This window comes from Mesorhizobium sp. M7A.F.Ca.US.006.04.2.1, from assembly GCF_004022915.1.
Classification (GTDB): Bacteria; Pseudomonadota; Alphaproteobacteria; order Rhizobiales; family Rhizobiaceae; genus Mesorhizobium; species Mesorhizobium ciceri.
This window is the reverse complement of the sequence record NZ_RZQA01000564.1, coordinates 1-4,264: the sequence shown is the minus strand read 5'-3', so window position 1 is coordinate 4,264 and position 4,264 is coordinate 1. Positions and strand designations below refer to the sequence as shown.

Here is a 4,264-nt window from a genome sequence, read left to right as displayed (position 1 = left end):
AACAGGAACAGAACCATCACCGCGCCGACATAGACGACGAGCAGGATCATCGCCAGGAACTCGGCGCCGGTCAGCATGAACAGGCCGGCGGCGTTGAAGAAGGTCAGGATCAGGAACAGCACCGAATGCACGGGGTTGCGCGACGAAATGACCATGAACGCCGATGCCACCGCGACAAAGGCGAAGAGGTAGAAAAAGGCCGCCTCTAGTCCACTCAACATTGGGGATCCCCCGGGTTCCTGTACAAACAGGACAACCGTCCTGTTTCGATGTTTGCCGCCTCAGGCCGCAAGTTTCGTTGTGTCCTTAGACGAGGCCCCTCGCCCCGTCCATGCGTCAAATATCAGCGGTAGGGCGAGTCCAGCGAGATGTTGCGCGCCAGCTCGCGCTCCCACCGGTCGCCATTCGCCAACAGTCTGTCCTTGTCGTAGTAGAGTTCCTCGCGCGTCTCCGTCGCGAACTCGAAATTCGGCCCCTCGACGATGGCGTCGACCGGGCAGGCTTCCTGGCAGAAGCCGCAATAGATGCACTTCACCATGTCGATGTCGTAGCGCACCGTGCGGCGCGTGCCGTCATTGCGGCGCGGGCCGGCCTCGATGGTGATGGCCTGCGCGGGGCAGATCGCCTCGCACAATTTGCAGGCGATGCAGCGTTCCTCGCCATTGGGATAGCGGCGCAACGCATGCTCGCCGCGGAAGCGCGGGCTGGTTGGCCCCTTCTCGTGCGGATAGTTGATCGTCTCCTTCGGCGCGAAGAACTGGCGCATCGACAGGAAGAAGGCGCTGACGAAATCCTGCAGCAGCAGCGATTTGGCGGCTTGGGAAAGAGCGGACATCACGCAAACCCCGTGATCTTGAGGAAGGCCGCGGTGGCGACCACCATGAACAGCGAGATCGGCAGGAACACTTTCCAGCCAAGCCGCATCAATTGGTCGTAGCGGTAGCGCGGCACGAAGGCCTTCACCATGGAGATGCCGAAGAACACGAAGCAGACTTTCAGCACGAACCAGATGACGCCCGGCACCCAGGTGAACGGCGCGAAGTCGAACGGAGGCAGCCAGCCGCCGAGGAACAGGATGGTGGCCAGCGCGCACATCAGCACGATGGCGACATACTCGCCGAGGAAGAACAAAAGGAACGGGGTCGACGAATATTCGACCATGTGGCCGGCGACCAGTTCCGATTCGGCTTCGACCAGATCGAAGGGCGGGCGGTTCGTCTCGGCCAGCGCCGAGATGAAGAAGATGATGAACATCGGGAACAGCGCCAGCCAGTTCCAGTCGAGGAAGGTGTTGGGCAGGCCAAGCCGCGTACCAATTCCATCATGCTGCGACAGCACGATATCGGTGAGGTTGAGCGAGCCGGCGGTGAGCAGAACGGTGACGATGACGAAGCCGATCGAGACTTCGTAGGACACCATCTGCGCGGCCGAGCGCAGCGCGCCGAGGAACGGATATTTCGAGTTCGACGCCCAGCCGCCCATGATCACGCCGTAGACCTCGAGCGAGGAGATGGCGAAGACATAGAGGATGCCGACATTGACGTTGGCGATCGCCCAGCCGTGGCTGACCGGGATGACCGCCCAGGCCGAGATCGCCAGCACGGCCGACACCAGCGGCGCCAAAAGAAACACGCCCTTGTTGGCGCCTGACGGGATGACCGGCTCCTTGAAGACGAACTTCAACAGATCGGCGAAAGCCTGCAGCGTGCCCCAGGGGCCGACGACGTTCGGGCCACGGCGCAATTGCACCGCCGCCCAGATCTTGCGGTCGGCGTAGAGGATGTAGGCGACGAAGATCAAAAGAACAACGATCAGCACGACTGACTTCAACAGGATCAGCAGCGCCGGCAGCACGTAGAAGGAGAAGAAAGTGTCCATGCTTATTCTGCCGCCTGCTTGAAGCCGCTCTTGGCCAGTGCCGAGCATTCCGCCATCACGGCCGATGCCCGCGCGATCGGGTTGGTCAGGTAGAAATCCGTCACCGGCGAGGTGAAGGTGCCCTTGTTCAGCCGTCCGCCGAGCTTCGCCACCTCGGCGATATCCTCGGCATTGCCGGCCGCGACCTGGTCGATACGGGCCAGATGCGGGTATTCGCCATAAAGCTTGGCGCGCAGCTGCGGCAGCGAATCGAACGGCAGTTTCTTGCCGAGCACATCCGACAGCGCCCGCAGGATCGCCCAGTCCTCGCGCGCCTCGCCCGGCGCGAAGCCGGCGCGGTTGGTCTGCTGCACGCGCCCTTCGGTGTTGACATAGGTGGCCGATTTTTCCGTGTAGGCGGCCGCCGGCAGGATGACATTGGCGCGGTGCGCGCCCTGGTCGCCATGCGTGCCGATATAGACGACGAAGGCGCCGCCGGTCTTGGCCATGTCGATCTCGTCGGCGCCGAGCAGGAACAAGAGCTCCATTTCGCCCAGCATGCCGGCAACGTTTCTGCCGCCCTCGCCCGGCACGAAGCCGAGATCGAGACCGCCGACGCGCCCGGCCGCATTGTGCAGCACGGCAAAGCCGTTCCAGTCTGCGCGAGCAGCGTTGACGGCGGCCGCGAGCTTGGCCGCCTGGCCGAGCACGGCTGCGCCATCGGGACGCGCCAGCGCGCCCTGTCCGACGATGATCAGCGGGTGTATCGCCTTCTTCAGCGTCTGGAAGAACTTGCCGTTTCCGTCGGCCAAATCCTTCAGCGAATCCGGCCCGGCGCCCAGCTGTTCGTAGTCGTATCGGGTATCGCCGACATCGCCGATGACACCGACCGGCAGATTGCCGGTCCGCCAGCGCTTGCGGATACGGGCGTTGAGCACCGAGGCTTCATAGCGTGGGTTGGCGCCGATGATCAGCACCGCATCGGCCTGCTCGATGCCTTCGATGGTCGGGTTGAAGATGTAGCTCGCACGGCCGAGCGCCGGGTCGAGTGCAGCGCCATCCTGGCGGCAATCGGTGTTCTTCGAGCCGAGCGAAGCCATCAGCAGCTTGAGCGCATAGGTTTCTTCGACGGCGGCGAGATCGCCCGCGATAGCGCCGATCTTTTCGGGCGCCGTCTTCGACACCGCGTCCTTGATCGCGGCGAAGGCCTCGGCCCAGCTGGCGGCAACCAGCCTGCCGTCCTTGCGCACATAGGGGCGGTCGAGACGCTGCGTGCGCAGGCCGTCCCAGATGAAGCGGGTCTTGTCGGAGATCCACTCCTCGTTCACCGCCTCGTTGACGCGCGGCAGGATGCGCATCACTTCGCGGCCCCGGCTATCGACGCGGATCGCCGAGCCGACCGCATCCATCACGTCGATGGATTCGGTCTTGGTCAGCTCCCACGGCCGCGCCTGGAAGGCGAATGGCTTCGAGGTCAGCGCGCCGACCGGGCAAAGGTCGATGACATTGCCCTGCAGCTCCGAGGTCATCGCCTGTTCGAGATAGGTGGTGATCTCGGCATCCTCGCCACGGCCGATCAGGCCCAGTTCGGAAATGCCGGCGACTTCGGTGGTGAAGCGGACGCAGCGCGTGCAGTGGATGCAGCGGTTCATCACCGTCTTCACCAGCGGTCCGATGTATTTGTCTTCGACCGCGCGCTTGTTCTCGTGATAGCGCGAGGAATCGACGCCGAAAGCCATCGCCTGGTCCTGCAGGTCGCATTCGCCGCCCTGGTCGCAGATCGGGCAATCCAGCGGATGGTTGATCAGCAGGAACTCCATCACGCCTTCCCTGGCCTTCTTGACCATCGGCGTGTTGGTGAAGATTTCCGGCGCCTCGCCATTCGGGCCGGGACGCAGGTCGCGCACGTTCATGGCGCAGGAAGCCTGCGGCTTGGGCGGCCCGCCCTTCACCTCGATCAGGCACATGCGGCAATTGCCGGCGATCGACAGCCGCTCATGGAAGCAGAAGCGCGGCACTTCCGCGCCAGCGTCTTCCGCCGCCTGCAGCAGCGTGTAGTGGTCGGGTACAGTGATCTCTTTCCCGTCGACCTTGAGCTTTGCCATTCGCCTCAAACCCCTGCGGAGTTCCCGCAATCTCTTTTTCCGGACGCGGTCGAGACCACGTCGGGCACTTCATTCACTTCTTGACGGCGAGCGCCGCCGCTTGAGCTGTCCAATCGTCGCGGCCGATGCGGCCGCCGAGCGACAGATAGTCCTCGACCCAGGCAACCTCTTGCGGCGTCCATGCCGCGATCTGGGCATACGTCCAGATGCCGAGGCCGTTGAGAACCTTCTCCAGCTTGGGCCCGATGCCCGATATCGCCTTGAGATCCGCCGGTTTCGCCGGCTTCTCCACGGCCTTGGGC

General features: G+C 63.6%; 4 protein-coding genes and 1 pseudogene. All 5 read right to left on the bottom strand.

Annotated features, from left to right (window positions below; all coding sequences use genetic code 11):
* Positions 1–221 (bottom strand): NADH-quinone oxidoreductase subunit J (locus EN925_RS25275; protein WP_206529197.1); only part of this gene is annotated, 221 nt, incomplete at its 3' end.
* Positions 222–343: 122 nt separating this feature from the next.
* Positions 344–835, bottom strand: a complete 492-nt coding sequence (gene nuoI / locus EN925_RS25270; RefSeq protein ID WP_013531098.1) for an NADH-quinone oxidoreductase subunit NuoI — start codon at positions 833–835, stop codon at positions 344–346.
* Positions 835–1,878, bottom strand: coding sequence for an NADH-quinone oxidoreductase subunit NuoH (gene nuoH, locus EN925_RS25265; protein ID WP_013531097.1), 1,044 nt, complete (start codon positions 1,876–1,878; stop codon positions 835–837). The genes nuoI and nuoH overlap by 1 nt, the downstream gene beginning before the upstream one ends.
* Positions 1,879–1,880: 2 nt before the next feature.
* Positions 1,881–3,962, bottom strand: coding sequence for an NADH-quinone oxidoreductase subunit NuoG (gene nuoG, locus EN925_RS25260; RefSeq protein ID WP_127385420.1), 2,082 nt, complete (start codon positions 3,960–3,962; stop codon positions 1,881–1,883).
* Positions 3,963–4,035: 73 nt separating this feature from the next.
* Positions 4,036–4,264 (bottom strand): annotated as a pseudogene (locus tag EN925_RS25255) (NADH-ubiquinone dehydrogenase); the annotation flags it as partial.